Annotated in this window: 17 protein-coding genes; 7 read left to right on the top strand and 10 right to left on the bottom strand. The window is 73.0% G+C overall.

The annotated features are described in order from the left end of the window. Window positions 1–99: 99 nt before the first annotated feature. The 6 genes from BLU27_RS14605 to mtrA all read right to left on the bottom strand — a co-directional run bounded on the left by BLU27_RS14605 (window position 100) and on the right by mtrA (window position 7,273). On the bottom strand, window positions 100–528 hold the full coding sequence (locus tag BLU27_RS14605) for a response regulator (protein ID WP_157728534.1): 429 nt from the start codon (window positions 526–528) through the stop codon (window positions 100–102). Between the two features lie 201 nt (window positions 529–729). Continuing rightward, window positions 730–1,464: a ribosome hibernation-promoting factor, HPF/YfiA family gene (hpf, locus tag BLU27_RS14600; RefSeq protein WP_338417605.1), complete on the bottom strand. Its 735-nt coding sequence runs from the start codon at window positions 1,462–1,464 to the stop codon at window positions 730–732. 589 nt (window positions 1,465–2,053) lie between these two features. After that, window positions 2,054–2,803 (bottom strand): ComF family protein, encoded by a 750-nt coding sequence (locus BLU27_RS14595; protein WP_092654167.1) that lies wholly within the window; start codon window positions 2,801–2,803, stop codon window positions 2,054–2,056. After that, window positions 2,800–4,593, bottom strand: coding sequence for an LpqB family beta-propeller domain-containing protein (locus BLU27_RS14590; RefSeq protein WP_092654165.1), 1,794 nt, complete (start codon window positions 4,591–4,593; stop codon window positions 2,800–2,802). The genes BLU27_RS14595 and BLU27_RS14590 overlap by 4 nt, the downstream gene beginning before the upstream one ends. Further along, window positions 4,590–6,383 carry an MtrAB system histidine kinase MtrB gene (gene mtrB / locus BLU27_RS14585; protein WP_241827427.1) on the bottom strand — a complete coding sequence of 598 codons (1,794 nt, stop codon included), beginning with the start codon at window positions 6,381–6,383 and terminating at the stop codon, window positions 4,590–4,592. The genes BLU27_RS14590 and mtrB overlap by 4 nt, the downstream gene beginning before the upstream one ends. A 212-nt stretch (window positions 6,384–6,595) precedes the next feature. After that, window positions 6,596–7,273: an MtrAB system response regulator MtrA gene (mtrA, locus tag BLU27_RS14580; RefSeq protein WP_092654163.1), complete on the bottom strand. Its 678-nt coding sequence runs from the start codon at window positions 7,271–7,273 to the stop codon at window positions 6,596–6,598. A gap of 76 nt (window positions 7,274–7,349) precedes the next feature. On the opposite strand from mtrA, the gene BLU27_RS29065 reads away from it, so the two are divergent. The 5 genes from BLU27_RS29065 (at window position 7,350) to BLU27_RS14560 (ending at window position 13,119) form a co-directional block, all read left to right on the top strand. Beyond that, on the top strand, window positions 7,350–8,579 hold the full coding sequence (locus tag BLU27_RS29065) for a hypothetical protein (RefSeq protein WP_157728533.1): 1,230 nt from the start codon (window positions 7,350–7,352) through the stop codon (window positions 8,577–8,579). Window positions 8,580–8,643: 64 nt separating this feature from the next. Next, window positions 8,644–9,363 (top strand): DUF4129 domain-containing protein, encoded by a 720-nt coding sequence (locus BLU27_RS14575; protein WP_157728532.1) that lies wholly within the window; start codon window positions 8,644–8,646, stop codon window positions 9,361–9,363. Continuing rightward, a complete protein-coding gene (locus tag BLU27_RS14570; RefSeq protein WP_092654158.1) occupies window positions 9,360–10,733 on the top strand; it encodes a DUF4350 domain-containing protein in 1,374 nt (457 codons plus the stop codon). The genes BLU27_RS14575 and BLU27_RS14570 overlap by 4 nt, the downstream gene beginning before the upstream one ends. Then, window positions 10,730–11,770: an AAA family ATPase gene (locus BLU27_RS14565; RefSeq protein WP_277869299.1), complete on the top strand. Its 1,041-nt coding sequence runs from the start codon at window positions 10,730–10,732 to the stop codon at window positions 11,768–11,770. Before BLU27_RS14570 ends, BLU27_RS14565 begins: the two co-directional genes overlap by 4 nt. Before the next feature lie 8 nt (window positions 11,771–11,778). Beyond that, on the top strand, window positions 11,779–13,119 hold the full coding sequence (locus tag BLU27_RS14560) for a DUF58 domain-containing protein (protein WP_092654156.1): 1,341 nt from the start codon (window positions 11,779–11,781) through the stop codon (window positions 13,117–13,119). Between the two features lie 54 nt (window positions 13,120–13,173). On the opposite strand, the gene BLU27_RS14555 is transcribed toward BLU27_RS14560, so the two are convergent. After that, on the bottom strand, window positions 13,174–14,175 hold the full coding sequence (locus BLU27_RS14555) for a stage II sporulation protein M (protein ID WP_092654154.1): 1,002 nt from the start codon (window positions 14,173–14,175) through the stop codon (window positions 13,174–13,176). A 38-nt stretch (window positions 14,176–14,213) separates the two neighbouring features. Between BLU27_RS14555 and BLU27_RS14550 the strand changes: the two genes are divergently transcribed. Then, on the top strand, window positions 14,214–15,074 hold the full coding sequence (locus BLU27_RS14550) for an RDD family protein (protein ID WP_092654152.1): 861 nt from the start codon (window positions 14,214–14,216) through the stop codon (window positions 15,072–15,074). Between the two features lie 156 nt (window positions 15,075–15,230). Here the strand turns inward: BLU27_RS14550 and ahcY are convergent, their stop codons facing one another. After that, window positions 15,231–16,679, bottom strand: a complete 1,449-nt coding sequence (gene ahcY / locus BLU27_RS14545; RefSeq protein WP_092654150.1) for an adenosylhomocysteinase — start codon at window positions 16,677–16,679, stop codon at window positions 15,231–15,233. Between the two features lie 115 nt (window positions 16,680–16,794). Between ahcY and BLU27_RS30440 the strand changes: the two genes are divergently transcribed. Beyond that, the gene (locus BLU27_RS30440; protein ID WP_157728531.1) at window positions 16,795–17,280 is read left to right on the top strand and encodes a MerR family transcriptional regulator; all 486 of its coding nucleotides are present in this window, start codon (window positions 16,795–16,797) and stop codon (window positions 17,278–17,280) included. Here BLU27_RS30440 and BLU27_RS14535 read toward each other — a convergent pair whose 3' ends face one another. Together BLU27_RS14535 and manA are read right to left on the bottom strand one after the other, a co-directional pair. Beyond that, complete coding sequence (locus BLU27_RS14535; RefSeq protein ID WP_092654146.1) at window positions 17,281–18,228, bottom strand: cation diffusion facilitator family transporter; 948 nt, start codon at window positions 18,226–18,228, stop codon at window positions 17,281–17,283. An 83-nt stretch (window positions 18,229–18,311) separates the two neighbouring features. Beyond that, window positions 18,312–19,475, bottom strand: coding sequence for a mannose-6-phosphate isomerase, class I (manA, locus tag BLU27_RS14530; protein ID WP_092654144.1), 1,164 nt, complete (start codon window positions 19,473–19,475; stop codon window positions 18,312–18,314). Window positions 19,476–19,499: the final 24 nt, after the last annotated feature.

The raw sequence follows: 19,499 nt of genomic DNA, 5'->3' as shown, positions 1-19,499 counted from the left end.
GGGCCAGCCCGAACGACCGGACCGAAGGGCCAGCCCTAACGACCGGACCGAAGACCGGCCACGTGGGCCTGACCGGTTCGGGCGGCGTACCGGACCGGCTCAGGCGGCGGCGCGGTTGGCCACCGCCCGGATCACCGCGGCCACGTCGTCGACCGGGCTGTCGCGGGGCACCTGGCCGTCGGCTCCGGCCGATCCCGTGACCTCGGCGAGCTCCGACGCGGACAACTCCGCACCCTCGGTGAGCAGGACGATGCGGGTGGTGGGAAGGAGGGACTTCAGGCGGCGGCACACCTCGCCGACCGCCCGCGACGCGTGCCCGCGTCGCAGAAGTACGACGTCGGGCAGGCGTTCGGCGACGACTCGTTCCGCTGTCCGGCCGTCGCCGGCCTCACCGACGACCTCGATGTCGTGTTCCTGGTCCAGCAGTAGTCGTAGACCCCTGCTGAGCAACTCCTGACCGTCCACGAGGAGCACCCGAAGTGGGGTCGGGACCCCCGCTCCGGCGCCCAAGCTTGCAGCGGTGGCCACCGAGGCATGATGACATGGCATCTCGCCGCTTTCAGCACCTTTTGCTACGAACGTTGCGTCCATCACAGGACTCCGCATGTGTCTCGGCTGGGTCTGGGCCAAGAGCGCGGCGCGTGCTGCGTCGGCGGCACTTGTCTCGCGCCCGGCCGGCCCCGGGCGATCCGGGGCCGGCCAAGATCCGCGTGGGCGACTACGGCGCCCTCAGGATCGGCGTTCGGCCGCGGCGACGGCCGCGGCGGCTTGCTCCTCCTCCAGTCGGATCACTCCGTAGTCGTAACCCCGGCGACGGTAGACGACGCTCGGGCGCTGGCTGTCGGCGTCGATGAAGAGGTAGAAGTCGTGGCCGACCAGCTCCATCTCGTACAGCGCCTGGTCGAGGGTCATCGGCGCGGCCGCGTGTTCCTTCACCCGGACGACGAGCGGTCCGTCGCCGGTCACCTCGATCCCGGCGACGACCTCGGTGTCGGGGCGGCCGTCGGCCTCCCCCACGCCGTTGGGCTCGGCATAGCGGGTGAAGTCGTCGTCGGATTCGTCCGCGCCGTCGGCGCCGGAGTTGCGGCCCGACCGCCGGCCGTTGAGGTCGTGTACCGCCGCCGTCTCCGCCAGGGTCGCCTCCGCGACCGACATGGGGGTACGGGAACCGTGGTGGACACGTCGTCGGTCGGCCGCCTTTCGTAGTCTGGCGAGCAACTTGTCGAGGGCCAGATCGAGAGCGGCGAACCGGTCCGCGGCGGACGCCTCGGCGCGCACCAGAGGGCCTCGCGAGTAGACGGTCAGCTCGACGCGTTCGGAGTCCCCCGCCGAGCGGGTGCGCTCCTTGCAGACCTCGATCTCGATCCGACTGGCCCGGGCGGTGAACCGCTCCAGGCGCGTCAGCTTCTCCTCGACGTGACGACGGAATCGATCGGTCACCGCGCAGTGCCGACCAACGACCACAACGTCCACGTGAACCTCCCCAACTGTCGTACTACTCCGGGGTTTCGCACCTCACCGGCCTACCGTGGGAGGACCGGTAAGGCGTGCTCAGGTCATACCCGCTCCAGGTTGCGAATATGACGATGGATGGGATCTGGATGGGATAAAGGTGGTTGTGCGGAAGGCACCCGCCCGGCCGACCTGGTCTTCGTCCCCACATCCGCCTGCGGAGGGTTTCGCGGCGGCAAGGTTGCTGGATGCCACTACTCCCCTTCTCCCGGGTCGGAGGGCATCTGACCCTCCGGCGGGGCAGGGCTTACTTCTAAGCCGCACCGTGATCGGTCGACGAGAAGTCGCCTTACGTGGGCCGTTTCGCCTGCGGCTGGCATCGGCTTGCCGGAACGCGGCCGAAGAGTCGACCTGTCGTCCGGCGCAACCACGGACCCGGGCGGGTGCCATGTCGAAACGCTAGCGCCCCGGGCCGCTTCCCGGAACCCGGGAAATCACGGATATGTCACGAGGTGCGGAGTGCGACCACGACAGGCCCTGGGACCCAGCACCCGACACGCCCGGGAACCCGCCCGAAACACGCCGCGGTACACGCGCTCAGTCAGCCCGGGCCTGGTCCGGGCGCCGTGGCCGGATGCCGGCGTCTGGTCGCGGCCACCACGGCCGCCGCGCGGACGTGCACACCGGCCGCCCGCAGCACCCTGGTCGCCTCCGCCAGGGTCGCGCCGGTGGTGAGTACGTCGTCGACCAGCAGGACCGCCCGGCCGGCCAGCAGCTCACGGGACCGGGACCGGACGGCGAACGCGCCGGCAAGGTTGGCGCGGCGGGCGCGGGCGTCCAGTCCGGCCTGGTCGGCCACCCGGCGGCGGACGGCCAGCGCGGACCGCACCGTCACCGGTAGCCCCGCCCGCCGGGCCGCACGGGCGGCGCGGACCACGATGCGCGACAGCGGGTCGTGGCCGCGGCGACGGGTGACGGCGGTGCTGGACGGGATCGGGACCAGCACCACCGGCCGTCGTGACGTGGCGGCGGCCACCGCGGTCGCCAGGGCCGCTCCGAGCGGGCCCGCGAGACTGGTCCGGCCGCGTTCCTTGTGCGCGAGCAGCGCGGCCCTGGGCACTCCGGCGTACGGCGCGACGGCCCAGACCGGTGGAAGGCCGGGCGGTACGGGGTCGGGCTCGGTCCGGAACGCGGGCGCACGCAGAGCAGGCGCGCACCGCCCGCACAGGGCACGGCCGGGCCGGCCGCAGCCCACGCACCGGCAACCGAGCACCAGATCGGCGAGATCGTCGCGGACCAACCGGTCGGCGTACGCCAGAAGGCGCGCGGCGGGCGGCGGGTGACCGGTCATCCGGGGTAGGCCGGGCAACGGCCCGCCCCCTGGTTGCTCCACATGTACGTCTTGTCCTCGCGTTGCAGCACCCCGTCGCTCCCGCCGAGCAGCACCGGCTGGCCGGGCGCGGCCGCCAGTGACGTGGAGTCGGGGCCGGTGAGCGGGGTCATGGAGTAGCCGTCCACGCTCACTTTGACCGCGCGCGAGGCGGCGGCCTGGCCCTCCGACCCGATCACGGTCACCTCGTCGAGCTGGGACCACGCGAGGTCGGTCATCCTCGTGAGGTCGAGCGGAAGCTCGCGCAGGCCGCGGATGGCCAGCCCCTCGCCGCGCTCCACCCGGCCGACCATCAAGACGGTGCGGTTGCCCTGCCGGACGAGCACGGCCGCCCGGGAGCCCTCCCGGGAGATCTTCAGCCCGCGGACGTCCTTGCCGTTGAGCCCGGGCGCGTCGACCGTGCCGAGACGGTCGCGTTCGTCGAGGACCTCGATCCGCGCGCGGCCCCGGTTGCGGTCGACCATCCACAACTTGCCGGTGCGGTCCCAGGACGGCTCCAGGATGTCCCGGCCCTGCCAGACGATGTGCGGAGACGAGCGGTTGGCGCCGTAGAGGTTGACCTTCCTGCCGTCGGTTGACACCGCGGCCAGCCAGTCGGCCGATCCGCGCGGATCCTCCGGCCCGAGGCGTCCCGGAGAGCTGCGCTCGCCGAAGATCCCCACCGCGATCGAGCGGGCCTCCACCGGGCGGCCGGCCAGGCTGCTCACCGGAACCGTCCGGTCGGAGCCGACGAGGACGACCTTGCGGTCGTTGAGGGCGTACGCGCCCGTGGCCGCACCGGCGACCCGGGGGTCGTAGGTTGCCCACTGGTCGGCGCTGGTGGTGTTGGAGCCGCCGTTGCCGCCGACGCTGAACGGCGCCCGGCCGGCCGTCACCTGGATCTTCTTGACCTTGGGAATCTGGTCGAGGGTCCAGCTCAGCTGGGCGAGGAGATACCGCCGCTGCGGCTCGTACAGACTGTCGACTCGCGGGTCCAGGTCGACGGTGGCGACGTTCCCCTCGACGGTCACCGAGGGGGCGGCGAGCGTCGTGCGCTCGGGGAAGGCCGTCCGCACCGTCGGCTTCAACCAGGCGGAAGGCCCGCGCAGCAAGGCGTTGACCAGCAGCGTCTCCACATGGCTGCGGATCGGCAGGTAGATCGGGTCGGGGACGAGGATCTCGAAGTTGGGGTCGAAGAAGTACAGGTTGTAGGACTCGTACTCCCGCTGGAAGTTGTAGATCGACATCACCAGGGCGGCCGGCGGGCGGCCGACCCGCCACTGTCCGGCCACCTTCGTCATCCCGAGGTCGAGCCGCAGTCGCTCACCGGGGCGCGCCGACGTCCAGTCGCCGTTGACGCCGAGGCCGCCGACCTTGCGTACGTCGATGAACACCTTCCCGGACTTCGGCTCGGCGAGGGGCACTGGGGTGCTGTCGTAGATGAACACCTGGTTGGGCTGCCAGCGTTCGCTCATCGCGGGCGTGAGGTACTTGCGGGCGACGGGCTGGCCGGCCTGGTAACTCGCCATCGCGTCGAGGAAGCCGCGGGCGACCTGCTGGGGGCTGTCGCCCGGCTCGGGGCCGTTGACCAGAACCGGCAGCGAGGTCTCCGTGGCTGCCTGGGTGCCCATCGGCTCGAACATCACCGGGCCGCTGCTCGGAACCGTCGAGCAACCTGCGACCAGAGCGACCAGCGACACCGCCAGCGCGACCGCCCCGACCAGGCAGAGACCGTGGCTCGGCCGGCTCGGCCGGCGCGCTTCGGCCGTCACCGGGCACCTCCCGCGGCGCCGCCGGACTGGGTGGAGGACGGTGCGGACGAGGACGGCGAGGACGGTGGCGTCGAGGACGGCGAGGACGGTGACATCGTGGACGTGCTCGAGGTCGACGTGGAAGAGGTGGCCGAGATCGAGGGAGACGGCGGGGACGTACCCGGGCCCAGCGCCCTGGGGATGTCGGCACGCGCGAGCCGCGGCGTACCGCCCTCACCGGGAACCAGCGCGATCGGTGAGTGGTCGAGGGTGTCCCCGACCGTGCGCGGAAGCGTGAGGCGGAAGTGGGCGCCGCGCCCCGGCTCCCCCCAGGCCTGCAGCCAGCCGCCGTGCAACAGGACGTCCTCCAGCGCGATGGCGAGACCCAGGCCGGTGCCCCCGGTGGTGCGCGCCCGGGCGGGGTCGGCCCGCCAGAAGCGTTCGAAGACCATCGCCGACTCCCCCGGTTTGAGGCCGATGCCGTGGTCACGCACGGACACCGCGGCCGCCTCTCCGTCACCGGCGACGCGTACGACGACGTCGCGGCCCTCGCCGTACTCGATCGCGTTGATGACGAGGTTGCGGAGCACGCGCTCGATACGGCGGGAGTCCATCTCCGCCACGACCGGCGTGTGCGGCAGATGCAGGTCGAGCCCACTGCCCTTGCGGTTGGCAATGGGCTGGGCTGCCTCGACCACCCGGCGGGCGATCTCGCGCAGGTCGGCATCCTCCAGAAGAAGCGCGGCCGCTCCGGCGTCGAACCTGCTGATCTCCAGCAGGTCGCCGAGCAGCGCCTCGAACCGGTCCAGCTCGGCCTGCAGCAGCTCGCTGGCCCGGGCCACGCTGGGGTCGAACTCCTTCCTCGCTTCGTACAGCACGTCGGCGGCCATCCGCACCGTGGTGAGCGGCGTCCGCAACTCGTGGGACACGTCGGAGACGAACCGGCGCTGCACGCGGGACAGCTCCTCCAGTTGGCGGATCTGCCGCTGGAGGCTGGTCGCCATCTGGTTGAACGAGCCGGCGAGGCGGGCGAGGTCGTCCTCGCCGCGCACCCGCATCCGCTGGTCGAGCAGGCCGGCGGCGAGGCGTTCGGCGACCTGGCGGGCCATCCGGACCGGCGTGACCACCTGGCGGGTGACGAACCACGCCACACAGCCCAGCAGGACGACGATGAGCACGCCGACCGCGACCAGCGACCGCCGCAGGAGGTTCAGGGTGTCCTGTTGCTGCTGGAGGTCGAAGAGGTAGTAGATGTCGAGAGTGGCGCCGCTGCGCGGCTCCACCAGCTGGGAACCGACCGCGATGCCGGGGCTGTCCGGCTCGTTCGCTCGCCGGATCAGGGTGTAACGGTAGGCCACCTTGTCGCGCTGGACCTGGGCGCGCAGGTCGGCCGGGACGCTGGCGGGCAGGACCGTCGCCCGGGTCGAACGCGCCACCGTCTGTGAGCCGCCCTCGGCGGGCAGGACGTCGAGCACCACGTCGTACAACCCGCCGGACGCGCCGCGCAGCGCGATGTCCTGGGCCAGCTGGGTGGTGAGTTCGCTCGGGTCCCCGCTCGGCTCGGCGGCGTCGATCGCGGCCTGGGCGGACCGGAAACCCGCCGAGGCCTCACCCACCGAGGCGACCACCTTGGCGTGCACCACGCCGTCGGTCACCTGGCGCAGCAGGATCCACCCGACGAACACGGTGACCAGCGCAGACAGGACCAGCGTGCCGGTGACCACCCGCAGGTGCAGGGACCGGCGCCACACACCAGCCGGCCGGCGGGCGAGGCGTGCCGCCGGTCGGAGGATGCTGGCCAGGGTCTGCATGCGGTGCGTCCAGGGAGGCTCGGAGGGCTGCGCCGTGCGGGTGCCGGGCAGGCGGAGGGAGGGTCACCGGTGACACAGGGGCGCGCTGTGGTGACAGGTGGTCCACCCGGCACCGGGTCGTCGGCCGCCGGCGAACCGCTCCGATCGTACGTCCGAACGCCGACAGGCCCGTCGGCACGCGCCTTCGGCGAGGGCCTCCCCCGCGGAGGCGCCTACGAGGGACCCGCCTTGTAGCCGACGCCGCGGACGGTCACCACGATCTCCGGGTGCTCCGGGTCCTGCTCGATCTTGCTGCGCAGCCGTTGCACGTGGACGTTGACCAGCCGGGTGTCGGCGGCGTGGCGGTAGCCCCACACCTGCTCCAGGAGTTCCTCCCGGCCGAACACCTGCCAGGGTTTGCGGGCCAGGCACACCAGGAGGTCGAACTCCAACGGGGTCAGGGCGAGCGACTCGTTGCCCCGCTTGACCGAGTGGCCGGGTACGTCGATCACCAGGTCGCCGATGTGCAGCGTCTCCGGCACGGCCCGGTCCGACCGGCGAAGGCGGGCACGGATCCGGGCCACGAGTTCCTTGGGCTTGAAGGGCTTGACGACATAGTCGTCGGCGCCGGACTCCAGGCCGAGGACCACATCGACCGTGTCGGTCTTGGCGGTGAGCATCACGATGGGCACGTCGGACTCTGCTCGGATCTCCCGGCACACCTCGATCCCATCCTTGCCGGGCAGCATCAGGTCCAGCAGCACGACGTCGGGTTTGGTCTCCCGCACCTTCGCCATCGCCCCTTCGCCGGACTCGCAGAACACCGCCTCGAGGCCCTCCGCGCGCAGCACGATCCCGAGCATCTCGGCGAGTGCCATGTCGTCGTCGACGACCAGAATGCGACCTTTCATGAGTCCATGGTCCCACTGCGCGTGGCACGATGGCTCGACACGACCCGCGGGATACCCCAGACGTGAGGTGCGCCAGATGACCGACACCGGGACGCCGCCTGGTGGACCCCCCGGCGAGACGCCGGCCGGCCGCCCCGGATGGGGCGACGGCTGGGGTGACCCGGGCCCGCCTCCGGCCGCTCCCGGCTGGGGTGCCGCCCCGCCGCGCTGGGGTGGTGCACCGTGGGGCGCCGCGCGTCCGCAGGCACCCAAGCCGGGTGTCGTTCCCCTGCGCCCGTTGGGTTTCGGGGAGGTCCTGGACGGCGCCTTCACCACCGTGCAGCGCTACCCGAAGATCATGCTCGGGCTGTCCACGGCGGTGATGGCCGTCCTCACCACCGCGTACTTCCTGACCCTCTTCGTGGGATTCGGAGGGATGGTCGCGCCGACGGCGGACGAGCTCACCCGGATCAGCGACGCGACATGGGTCGGCCTGGCCGCCAGCGGAGCCGCTCTCGCGCTGGCCTACTGGGTCGCCCAGTCGGTGCTGACCGGCATGATCACGGTCACGGTCGCCCGCGGCGTCCTCGGCCAGCCGGCGAGCGTCGGCGAGGTGTGGAGAGTGACCAGGCCGCACGTTCTCCGCCTGCTCGCGGTGACCTTCCTGCTCGCCCTGGCCTACGTCGTCACGCTCGCGGTGGTGGTTCTGGTCGTGGTGCTGGCGTTCGTCACCAGCACCGCACTCGGGATCGTCGCCGCCGTCATCCTCGGCCTCGGGCTGATCTTCGCCGCGGTCGTGTTCGGCACCCGGACCGCACTCTCCTCGGCGGCACTGGTGCTGGAGATCGAGCCGGTGGACGCGACGCAGCCGTACGCCGGCCAGCGGCCGATCTCCGTGGTGTCGGCGATCCGGCGTTCGTGGGGCCTCGTCCGCGGGCGGACCTTCCGCACGTTCGGGATCCTGGCCGTCGCCAACGTGGTCGGCTCGGTGGTGTCGTCGGTGATCCAGACGGCGTTCACCCTGCTGGCCACCGGCCTGGGGCTCGGACTCGGTGACTCCTTCAGGGGAGGCGAGTTCCTCACTCTCGTGGTCGCGGGCATCGGCGGCCTCGCGGCGTCGGTGCTCCAGATCGCCTTCCTCGCCGCGGTCACCGCGCTGGTCTACGTCGACGCCAGGATGCGCGGCGAGGGGCTGGACATCACCCTCGCGCAGTACGCCGCCGCGGACCCGGTCGGCGGCCCGGTCGGCGGCCCGGTCGGCGCAGGCGGCACCACGTTGCCGCCGATACCGGGCGCCGAGCCGCCGTCCCCGTGGGGGGCCCGATGACGGGTCCACCACGGAGAGTTCTCCGGCGAGCGGTTCTGCGGGCGGCGGTTCGGTGATCGCTTCGGTGATCGTTTCGGGGAGCGTCCTGGCCGGGTGGTTGCCGGGAGAGCCGCCGGTCGACATCGGGGGCGCAGACGCTGCCCGCGCGGCGCGGGACGAACTGACGAAGGGCATCTACCACCGCGACGAACCCGGCCTGGTGTCCCGCTTCCTCGTCTGGGCTCGGGACTGGCTGGCCGACGTGTTCGCCCGGATCGCCGCGGTGTCCCCCGGTGGCTGGTCGGGACTGGTCGCCCTGGCCGCGGTCGTCGTGCTCGCGGTGGTCGTGGTCCGCTGGAGGGTGGGTGCGCCGGCCAGGACCCGCGCCCGGGCCGGCGGCGTGGTCTTCGGCGGGACGGTTCGGTCGGCGGCCGAGTACCGCGAGGCGGCGCGGGCGGCCGCCGCTCGTGGCGACCACGAGGCCGCGGTCCGGGACGGCTTCCGGGCGTTGGTACGGGAGCTGGAGGAACGCACCTTCCTCGACGAGCGGCCGGGCCGGACCGCCGACGAGGTGGCCCGGGAGGGTTCGGTGGTCGCACCGGAGGCCGCTGCGCCGCTGCGGACGGCCGCCCGGGAGTTCGACGAGGTCTGCTACGGCGGGCGGGCCGCGACGGCCCGGGCGTACGACGAGATCCGGGCCGCGGACGATGCCGTACGCCGGATCCGCCGACCGGCAGACCAGCCCGGGCTGCGTGCCCTGGGCAGTGCCGCCGGCACCGTGCCGCTGGGCGGAGCACCTCGGTGAGCGCGCCCACGAGATACCCGGCCGCCTCGGCGTACGCCGGGACGAGTCCGGACGCCGGGACGAGTCCGGACCCCGGCACCCCGGCCAGCCGGTCCGTCGAGCCGAACGCCCGGCAGGGGTGGCGTCGCTCGCGGGGGACCCTGGCGATCGTCGCCGTACTCGTCCTCGGCGGCCTGGTCTCGGCGGTGCTGCTCGGCCGCACCGAGGGCAGCCCCCTCGACCCGGCGTCCGCACGCCAGTCCGGTGGCCGCGCGCTGGCGGTCCTGCTCGGCGACCGCGGTGTCGGAGTGCGCCGGGTGGACAACCTCGACGGAGCGCTCCGGCTGGCGACCCGCGGCAGCACCCTCGTGGTGGCCCAGCCCGACCTGCTGGTGCCCGTACAACTGGACCGGCTGGTGCGGGCCGGCTCGGGCCATCTGGTCCTCTTCGCGCCCGGTGACGAGGCCCTGCGGGTGCTGGCACCGGACGCCGTGCGCGCCGGGGACACCTTCACCCCGGCCACGCGGACGCCTCGATGCGCCCTGCGGGCCGCCCGCCGAGCCGGACCCGTACGCGTCGACGGACCGATGTACCGCGCGCTGCCCGGTGCGAACGCCGTCGGCTGCTACGGCGACGGGAGCAGCTTCGGCCTGCTCCGGCTCGCGCACCAGCCGACCGCGCATCCCGGTGGCGGCGCCGATCCCGGCTCGACGGCCAGGATCGGCGGCGGCCGGACCGTCGACGTGGTGGGCCCGGCCACGTCGTTCGCCAACTCCCGGCTGGCCGAGCACGGCAACGCCGCGCTGGCACTGAACCTGCTCGGCAGCGAACGCGAACTGGTCTGGTACGTCCCTTCGCTGTCCGATCCGTCGGCCGCACCGCCCGGCACGCCCGGTGGACGCGAGCCGCGGAGCCTGACCTCGCTGCTCCCCGACGGCGTACGGTTCGGCGCGGGCCAGGCCGCGGTCGCCGTAGCCCTGCTGATGCTGGCCGCCGCCCGGCGGCTCGGCCCGGTCGTACCCGAGCCCCTTCCCGTCGTCGTCCGCGCGTCGGAGGCGGTCGAGGGACGAGCCCGGCTCTACCACCGCGCCCGGGCCCGAGCCCGGGCCGCCGACGCGCTGCGCGCGGCCACCGCCGCCCGGCTGGCGCCGCTGCTCGGCCTGCCTCACCCGGGGAGTCCGGGCTCCGGCCGGGACACGGGTCGCGTCCTCGGCCAGGGACCGGAGACACTGGTCGCGGCCGTCGCCGGCCGCACCGGGCGCGACGCCGGGCAGCTGCGCCGGCTGCTCGCCGAGTGCGCCGCGGGCGGGCAGACCCCCGAGGACGACGCGGCCCTCGTTCGGCTGGCCGCCGAACTCGACACGCTGGAGCAGGAGGTACGCCGATCGTGACCGACCAGGCGACCGTGACCGACGACGCCGACCACACCGCCGACGGCAACCACGCCGGAGCACCGGCCCGCCCCGCCGGATCACCGGCCGGGGACGCCCGGGCGGCGCTCCTCGCCGTCCGCGCCGAGGTGGCCAAGGCCGTGGTCGGCCAGGACTCGGCCGTCACCGGACTGCTGATCGCGTTGCTGTGCCGCGGGCACGTGCTGCTGGAAGGGGTGCCGGGCGTCGCCAAGACGCTGCTGGTGCGATCTCTCGCCGCCGCGTTGCGGCTGGACAGCAAGCGCGTGCAGTTCACGCCCGACCTGATGCCCGGCGACGTGCTGGGCTCCCTGGTCTACGACGCGCGAACGGCAGCGTTCGAGTTCCGGGAGGGACCGGTCTTCACCCACCTGCTGCTGGCCGACGAGATCAACCGCACCCCACCCAAGACGCAGGCAGCCCTGCTGGAGGCGATGGAGGAGAACCAGGTCTCGGTGGAGGGCGCCGCCCGGCCGCTGCCCGAGCCGTTCCTGGTGGCGGCGACGCAGAACCCGATCGAGTACGAAGGCACCTATCCGCTGCCCGAGGCCCAGTTGGACCGCTTCCTGCTCAAGCTGCACCTCACCCTGCCCTCGCGGGAGGAGGAGGTGGCGGTGGTCGGCCGGCACGCGCACGGGTTCGACCCGCGCGACCTCGCCGGCGCCGGGCTCTCTGCGGTGGCCGGGGTGGACGACCTGGCCGCCGCGCGCAGGGCCGTCGCCGAGGTGTCCCTCGGTGAGGAGGTGCTGGGGTACGTCGTCGACGTGTGCCGGGCCACGCGCGAGTCGCCGTCGCTGCGGCTCGGCGTCTCCCCGCGAGGCGCCACCGCCCTGATGCGGGCGGCCCGCGCCTGGGCGTGGCTTTCCGGCCGTGACTACGTGACGCCCGACGACGTGAAGGCGCTGGCGCTGCCGACGCTTCGCCACCGGGTGGAACTGCGGCCGGAGGCGGAGCTGGAGGGTGTGTCCGCGGACGGTGTGCTGGACGGGATTCTGGCCGCCGTACCCGTCCCCCGGTAGGTCCGCCGATGACCCTGACCTACCGCGCCGCACTGCTGGCCGCCGCCGGGGTGGTCGTCGTGGCGTTCGCCGTACCCTCCCGGTCCGGCATCGCACTGGTCACCGCCGCTGTCGTGCTGCTCGCCCTGGTCGACGTCGCGCTGGCGGGAGCGGTGCGGCCGCTGACGTTCCGGCGGGAGGTCACCGGCGACACCGCCGGGCGAGCGGGGGCCGGGGCGTTCGGTACGGTCAGCGGCGTCCGGCTGGGCGAGACGACGCAGGTGTCCCTGCTCGTCGCCAACCCGGGCCGGCGGCCGGTACGCGGCACCCTGCGCGACGCCTGGCCGCCCTCGGCGGGAGCGGCCGGCCAGCGGCATCCGCTCGAGCTCTCGCCGGGCGAACGCCGCCGCGTCACCACGGTCCTCCGCCCCACCCGGCGGGGAGACAAGCACGCCCACCGGGTGACCGTGCGCTCGCTCGGGCCGCTCGGCCTGGCCGGCCGCCAGGGTTCGCACGAGGTTCCCTGGACGGTGCGGGCGTTGCCGGCGTTCGACAGCCGCAAGCACCTTCCGTCCCGGCTGGCCCGGCTGCGCGAGCTCGACGGGCGGGCCAGCGTGCTGGTGCGCGGCCAGGGGACGGAGTTCGACTCGCTGCGCGACTACGTGGTGGGTGACGACGTACGCTCCGTCGACTGGCGGGCCACCGCCCGGCGCGGCGGCGTGGTGGTGCGCACCTGGCGCCCCGAACGCGACCGGCACGTCCTCGTCGTCCTGGACACCGGCCGCACCTCCGCCGGCCGGGTCGGCGACGCGCCCCGGCTGGACCACGCGATGGACGCGGGCCTGCTGCTGGCCGCGCTGGCGACCAGGGCCGGTGACCGGGTCGACCTGCTGGCGTACGACCGGACGGTCCGCGCGGACGTACGCCGGGCCGCGCCGCGCGAGGTCCTGCAGCGGTTCACCGCCGCGATGGCGCCGCTTTCCAGCGAGCTCGTCGAGGCCGACCACCGCGGCCTCGCCGCCGCGATCGCACTGCGGGCCACCCAGCGGTCGCTGGTGGTGCTGCTCACCGGGCTGGACACCGCCGTCGTCGAGGAGGGCTGGCTCCCGGTGCTCGGCGCCCTGACCCGTCGGCACGAGGTCCTGCTCGCCGCCGTGGCCGACCCGCGGGTGGAGGAGCTCGCGCGGGGCCGGGCAGACGCGCGGGAGGTGTACGCCGCGGCCGCCGCCGAGCAGGCCAGGGCCGAACGCCGGCAGGTCACCTCCACCTTGGAACGCCTCGGCGTCACCGTCGTCGACCGGCCTCCGGACGAGATCGCCCCCGCGCTGGCCGACACCTACCTCGCCCTCAAGAAGGCCGGCCGGCTCTGAGGCACTGACGAGGCACTGACGAAGTAGGGATCCGGAGCGTCCGCAACGAGGACCTCAGGCGGCGGTGGGCAGCAGGTCGCCGCGCTCGTCCGCCGCGACGTCGCCGGTCTCCCCGGCACGCACCGCCCGCCGGCCGAGCCAGAAGACGTACGTCAGGAACGCCACCTCGGCCAGCACCCCGATGCCCACGCGCGCCCAGGTGGGCAGGCCGGACGGCGTGACGAACCCCTCGATCACCCCGGACACCAGCAGCACCGCGGCCAGCCCGAGAGCCATCCCGACCGTCTCCCGCCCGGTCTCGGCCAGCGCGCGCAACCGGGTACGCGCGCCGGGCGCGACGACGGTCCAGCCGAGCCGGATGCCCGCTCCGCCGGCCACGAGGACGGCCGTGATCTCCAGCAGCCCGTGCGGCAGGATCAGGCCGAAGAACACGTCACCCCGGTCGCCGGCCACCATCAGCCCGGCGGCCACGCCGACGTTCGCGGCGTTCTGCCACAGGATGTAGACCACCGGGACGCCGAGCAGGACTCCCAGGGCCAGGCTGCCCGCCGCCACCCAGGCGTTGTTGGTCCACACCCCGAACGCGAACTCCGCGGCCGGTGCGGAGCTGTAGTAGTCGGCGAAGTCGTGCTCGACGAGCTGGTCGACCGCGGCCGGAGGCAGCAGCGCCGTGCGTACCAGCGGGTGCGTCGCGACCCACCAGCCGATGCCCGCGCAGACGGCGAGGAACGCCGCGGCCGTGCCCAGCCACCAGGGCGCGCAGCGGTAGAGCGCCGCCGGGAACGACACGGTGAAGAACCGCCCCACCTCGCGCCAGGCCGGAGTGTGGGCGCCGGTCACCGCGGCCCGCGCCCGGCCGACCAGCGCGGACAGCCGGCCGACGAGCACGACGTCGGGAGCACTCGACCGGACGACGGACAGGTGGCTCGCCACCCGCTGGTAGAGCGTGACCAGTTCGTCGGCCTCCGCGCCGGTGAGCCGGCCGCGGCGGCGGACCAGGGCCTCCAGCCGGTCCCACTCCGCCTGATGTGCGGCGGCGTACGCGTCCACGTCCACGCTGGCACACTAATGGCACCGATTCGAAGGGACCACACGTGAGCGAACCCGTCACCGGCGAGGCCGTGGTCCTCGACCTGCGGCTGGCCCGGCCGGCGACCAGGGCGCTGGCCCTGGGCATCGACCTGCTCCTTGAGGTCCTGCTCTTCGGCCTGCTGATGATCCCGGTCGCGCTGGTCACCGGCGACGACGCGAGCGAGTCGCTGGTCGCCGGACTGATCATCGCCTGCGCCGTGCTCACGTTCGTCGGCTACACCACGACGGTCGAGACGCTCACCCGCGGCAAGAGCGTCGGAAAGTACGCCCTGGGGTTGCGGGTGGTGCGCGACGACGGCGGGCCGGTGCGGTTCCGGCACGCGTTCGTGCGCGCCCTGTGCGGGGTGTTCGTCGACTTCTTCGTCACGTCCGGCTGCGTGGGGTTCCTCACCGCGATGCTCTCACCGGGCGGCAAACGGGTCGGCGACATGCTGGCCGGCACCCTCGTCCTGCGCGACCGGGCGCCGGCGGCACCCTCGGCCGTGCCGGAGCCGCCACCCGGGCTGGAAGCCTGGTCGGCGCGGCTCGAGCTGTCCACGCTGCCCGACCAGCTGGCGCTGTCGGCCCGGTCCTTCCTCGGCCGCTACCACGAGCTCACCCCCGCCGCCCGGGAGGAGCTGGGAGGGCAACTGGCGGCGTCGGTAGCGCGGTACGTCGCACCCGCCCCGCCGGCCGGGCTGCCGCCGTGGGCCTACCTCGCGGCCGTGCTCGCCGAACGCCGTCGCCGGGCCTTCGGGGAACAGCCGCATCCGCAGCAGCCGTACGCCCAACAGCCGTACGCCCCACAGCCGTACGCCCCACAGCCGGCCGCTCCTTCGGCCGAGGAGCCGCCCGCCACCGGCGGCTTCACACCGCCCCGCTGACCGCGCGAAACCTGCCGCACTCTGTCCTGCCACGCGGGCGGGCGTTCACCGGGGACGCGAAACGCCCGGCGGGCGGCCTCACGATGGAGCCCGCCTGCCGGGCGTGGCCGACCGGGCGAGGAGCCCGGCGCGAACGCGTGCTGACCCGGGATCGGCTCAGTAGCGGTAGTGGTCGGACTTGTACGGCCCGGCCACGTCGACACCGATGTAGGCCGCCTGCTCCTTGGTCAGCTCGGTGAGCTTGACGCCGAGGGCGTCGAGGTGCAGCCGGGCGACCTTCTCGTCCAGGTGCTTGGGCAGGACGTACACGCCGATCGGGTACTCGTCCTTCTTGGTGAACAGCTCGATCTGCGCGATCACCTGGTTGGCGAAGCTGTTCGACATCACGAAGCTCGGGTGACCGGTGGCGTTGCCGAGGTTGAGCAGCCGGCCCTCCGACAACACGATGATCGTGTGGCCGTCGGGGAAGCGCCACTCGTGCACCTGCGGCTTGATCTCGATCTTCTCGATGCCGGGCACCTTCGCGAGGCCCGCCATGTCGATCTCGTTGTCGAAGTGGCCGATGTTGCCGACGATGGCCTGGTGCTTCATCCGGCTCATGTGGTCGGCGGTGATGATGTTGAAGTTGCCGGTGGTGGTGACGAAGATGTCGGCGGTCTCCACCACGTCCTCGAGGGTGAGGACCTGGTAGCCGTCCATCGCCGCCTGCAGTGCGCAGATCGGGTCGATCTCGGTGACGATCACCCGGGCGCCCTGGCCGCGCAGAGACTCCGCCGCGCCCTTGCCGACGTCGCCGTAGCCCGCGACGACTGCGACCTTGCCGCCGATCAGGACGTCGGTGCCGCGGTTGATGCCGTCCACGAGGGAGTGGCGGATGCCGTACTTGTTGTCGAACTTCGACTTGGTGACCGAGTCGTTGACGTTGATCGCCGGGAAGCGCAGGGTGCCCGCGCGGTGCATCTCGTACAGCCGGTGGACGCCGGTGGTGGTCTCCTCGCTGACGCCCTGGATGCGGTCGGCGATGGTGGACCACTTCTTCGGGTCGGCCTCGAACGACCTCTTCAGCAGGCCGAGGACGATCGCGAACTCCTCGGTGTCGGCCGTCGAGGGGTCGGGCACGGCGCCGTTCGTCTCGTACTCCGCGCCCTTGTGCACGAGCAGGGTCGCGTCGCCGCCGTCGTCGAGGATCATGTTCGGCCCGGCTGCACCGTCCGAACCGGCCGGCCAGGTGAGCGCCTGCTCGGTGCACCACCAGTACTCCTCCAGCGTCTCGCCCTTCCAGGCGAACACCGGGACGCCCTGCGGCTCCTCGGGAGTGCCGTTCGGCCCGACGACCACCGCGGCCGCCGCGTGGTCCTGGGTGGAGAAGATGTTGCAGCTCACCCAGCGCACCTGCGCGCCGAGGGCGGTCAGCGTCTCGATGAGCACCGCCGTCTGCACCGTCATGTGCAGCGAGCCCATGATCTTGGCGCCGGCGAGCGGCTGGGCGGCGGAGTACTCCTCCCGCAGCGCCATCAGGCCGGGCATCTCGTGTTCGGCCAGGCGGATCTCCTTGCGGCCGAACTCAGCCAGACCCAGATCCTTGACCTTGAAGTCGAACGTCATGGGCGTTTTGCACCTCCGTATCGGATGGAACCCAGTTCGGCGAGCCTATGGGGCCTTGCCGCTTCCTCGCAGGCGCGACGCGCGTTCTTGACACAAGTTTGTCAGAATGAGCGTCATGCGGATCAGCCAGGCGGCCCAGGCCCTCGGAATGTCCCCCCGGATGCTGCGCTACCGCGAACGACTGGGACTGGTCCCCCGCGGCCGGACCGACTCGTGGTGGCGGCCGAGGCAGGACGGCGCCGACTTCACCCCCGTCCAGCCGCGGGGCCAGAACCAGAGCCGACCCCGGCCGCCGGACCGGTCCAGCGGTCACGCCCGCGGGAGCCGGCCCGGCCACCGGCAGTACACCGAGGAGGACCTGCGCACGATCGCGCTGGCCGCCCAGCTGGAGGAGAAGTACGACGTCACCCCGCTCGCGGTGGCGTTCGCGCTGCGCGCCTTCTCCGAGCCGGCCGTCGGCGCCGCCGTGCGGGAGCTGGGCGAACGCCTCGGCCGACTGCCCACGCCGGCGGCCCGGGCGGCCGAGATCGACAAGGAACGCGCCCTGCGTTGGCTCGGCCGCAGCGGTGTTCTCCAGCCGCCCCGGCCCAGGCCGCGCTGATCAACGCCGCGGCTCGGTCCTGCCCTCGCGCTGCAGCCTGCGGTCCAGGTCGGGTTCGAGGTAGATCAGCCGGGCGATCGGCACCGCGTCCCGGATCCGCACCTCGGCCGCGTCGATCGCATGGGCGACCTCGGCCGCGGAGTCGGTGGGGGTGACCGCGATCTTGGCCGCCACCAGCAACTCGTCCGGGCCGAGGTGCATCGTCTTCATGTGGATGATCCGGTCGACCAGCGGCTCGGCCGCGAGCGCCTCCTCGATCCGGCGTACGTCCTCGCGGGTCGCGGACTCACCGACCAGCAGGCTCTTCATCTCCGCGGCCAGCACGATCGCCACGCACACCAGGAGCAGGCCGATCGCGATCGACCCGAGGCCGTCCCACACGCCGTTGCCGGTGGCCAGGGTGAGCAGTACGCCGACCAGCGCGAAGAACAGGCCGACCAGCGCCGCGGAGTCCTCCAGCAGGATCACCGGGAGCTCGGGGCTGCGGGCGCGGCGGATGAAGCCGGGCCAGTTCACGTCGCCGCGGACCTGGTTGGCCTCGCGGACGGCCGTACGGAAGGACAGCCCCTCCATCGCCAGGGCGGCCACGAGGACGGCGACCGGCACCCACTTCCAGCTCTCGATGCCGTGCGGGTCCTGGATCTTGTGCCAGCCCTCGTACAGCGCGAACAACCCGCCCACGGAGAACAGCACGACCGCGACGATGAAGCCGTAGATGTAGCGCTCCCGGCCGTGCCCGAACGGGTGCAGTGGGGAGGCACCGCGCCGCGCCTGTCTCTTGCCGAGCAGCAACAGCAGTTGGTTGCCGGAGTCGGCGACGGAGTGGATCGACTCCGCGAGCATCGACGAGGACAGGGTCAGCAGGAACGCCAGGAACTTCGTGACCGCGATCCCGAGGTTGGCCAGCAGGGCCGCGATCACGGCCTTGGAGCCGCCTTCTGCGCTCATGAACGATTCCTGTCGGGCGTCGGCCGGTGGGAGAGGTCCCTATCCTGCCCTGCCCGGGAGCGATCCGCTGAGCCGGTCCGCCGTCAGCCGATGCCCGCGGTGGCCCGGAACACGACGCCGTCCCCGGCCAGGGTGACCGTGCCCTCGGCGGCGCCGGCCCACGCCGACCGGCCCGGCGTGAGGTCGACCTTGCCGGTCTCTCCCCGGGCGGCCACCGTCCCCTCGACGCACAGCAGGATCTGCGGGCCGGCGGGGTCCAGGGTGACTTCCGTACCACCGGTGACCACGTGCCGGGACAGCCGGAACTCGCTGGCCGGCGTGGCGTAGCGGCCCTCGTCGTCGGCCGTGAGGATCTCCGCCGGCCGGGGCGTGAAGTCGAGGATCCGCAGCAGCTCGGGAAGGTCGATGTGCTTGCTGGTCAGCCCGCCCCGCAGGACGTTGTCGGAGTTGGCGAGGATCTCCACGCCGACACCATGGACGTACGCGTGCAGGTTGCCCGCCGGGAGGTACAGCGCCTCACCGGGGGCGAGCCGGACGTGGTTGAGCAGCAGCGCGGCCACCACCCCGGGGTCACCGGGATACTTCTCCCCCAGCCGGCAGGCCAGATCGGCGGCCGGCCCGGAGCGGCCCGCGCAGGCAGCCACCACCGCGTCGACCACCGCCCGCTGGCGGTCGGCCGGTGCCGTCATCAGCATGGTGAACGCCGCCCGCATCCCCTCCTCGTCGGGCTGTTCTCGCAGCTGGGCCAGGAGGGGCTCGAGCTCGGAGACGCCGAACTCGCCGACCACCTCCAGCGTCTCCGCCGGCGGCCGGAACCCGACCAGCGCCTCGAAGTCGGTGAGCGCGCAGATCAGCTCGGGCTTGGCGTCGCCGTCCTTGTAGTTGCGGTGCGGCGCCGACAGCGGGACGCCGTCGGCGTTCTCGCGCTCGAAGCCTGCCTTCGCCTGTTCGGGGTCGGGGTGCGCCTGCAGGGACAGGGGGTTCTCCGCCGCCAGCACCTTGAGCAGGAACGGCAGCCGCGGCCCGAACTCGCGTACGCAGGGCGAACCCAGCTCGCCCTCCGGGTCGGCACTGATCAGGTCGAGGAGGGTCTGCTCCTTCCCGACCAGACCGGACGGCGACCCGGGGTGCGCGCCCATCCACAACTCGGCCTGTGGCTCACCTGTCGGCTTGACGCCGAGCATGGCGGGAATCGCGGTCGGCGAACCCCAGGCGTACGGACGGATCGGGTTGTCGAGCAGATGCATGACGTCCTCAGGTAGTGGCCGGTC

It is taken from the genome of Actinopolymorpha singaporensis (assembly GCF_900104745.1).
GTDB lineage: Bacteria > Actinomycetota > Actinomycetes > Propionibacteriales > Actinopolymorphaceae > Actinopolymorpha > Actinopolymorpha singaporensis.
The sequence above is the reverse complement of the archived record's forward strand: the minus strand, read 5'-3'. Positions and strand labels throughout refer to the sequence as shown.

What these genes read in the sequence shown, in the direction of transcription:
- BLU27_RS29065 (WP_157728533.1), top strand. Translation starts at nt 7,350, where the DNA reads ATGACCGACACCGGGACGCCGCCTGGTGGACCCCCCGGCGAGACGCCG.
- mtrB (WP_241827427.1), bottom strand. Translation starts at nt 6,383, where the DNA reads ATGCAGACCCTGGCCAGCATCCTCCGACCGGCGGCACGCCTCGCCCGC.
- mtrA (WP_092654163.1), bottom strand. Translation starts at nt 7,273, where the DNA reads ATGAAAGGTCGCATTCTGGTCGTCGACGACGACATGGCACTCGCCGAG.
- BLU27_RS14595 (WP_092654167.1), bottom strand. Translation starts at nt 2,803, where the DNA reads ATGACCGGTCACCCGCCGCCCGCCGCGCGCCTTCTGGCGTACGCCGAC.
- manA (WP_092654144.1), bottom strand. Translation starts at nt 19,475, where the DNA reads ATGCATCTGCTCGACAACCCGATCCGTCCGTACGCCTGGGGTTCGCCG.
- BLU27_RS14560 (WP_092654156.1), top strand. Translation starts at nt 11,779, where the DNA reads ATGACCCTGACCTACCGCGCCGCACTGCTGGCCGCCGCCGGGGTGGTC.
- BLU27_RS30440 (WP_157728531.1), top strand. Translation starts at nt 16,795, where the DNA reads ATGCGGATCAGCCAGGCGGCCCAGGCCCTCGGAATGTCCCCCCGGATG.
- BLU27_RS14535 (WP_092654146.1), bottom strand. Translation starts at nt 18,228, where the DNA reads ATGAGCGCAGAAGGCGGCTCCAAGGCCGTGATCGCGGCCCTGCTGGCC.
- ahcY (WP_092654150.1), bottom strand. Translation starts at nt 16,679, where the DNA reads ATGACGTTCGACTTCAAGGTCAAGGATCTGGGTCTGGCTGAGTTCGGC.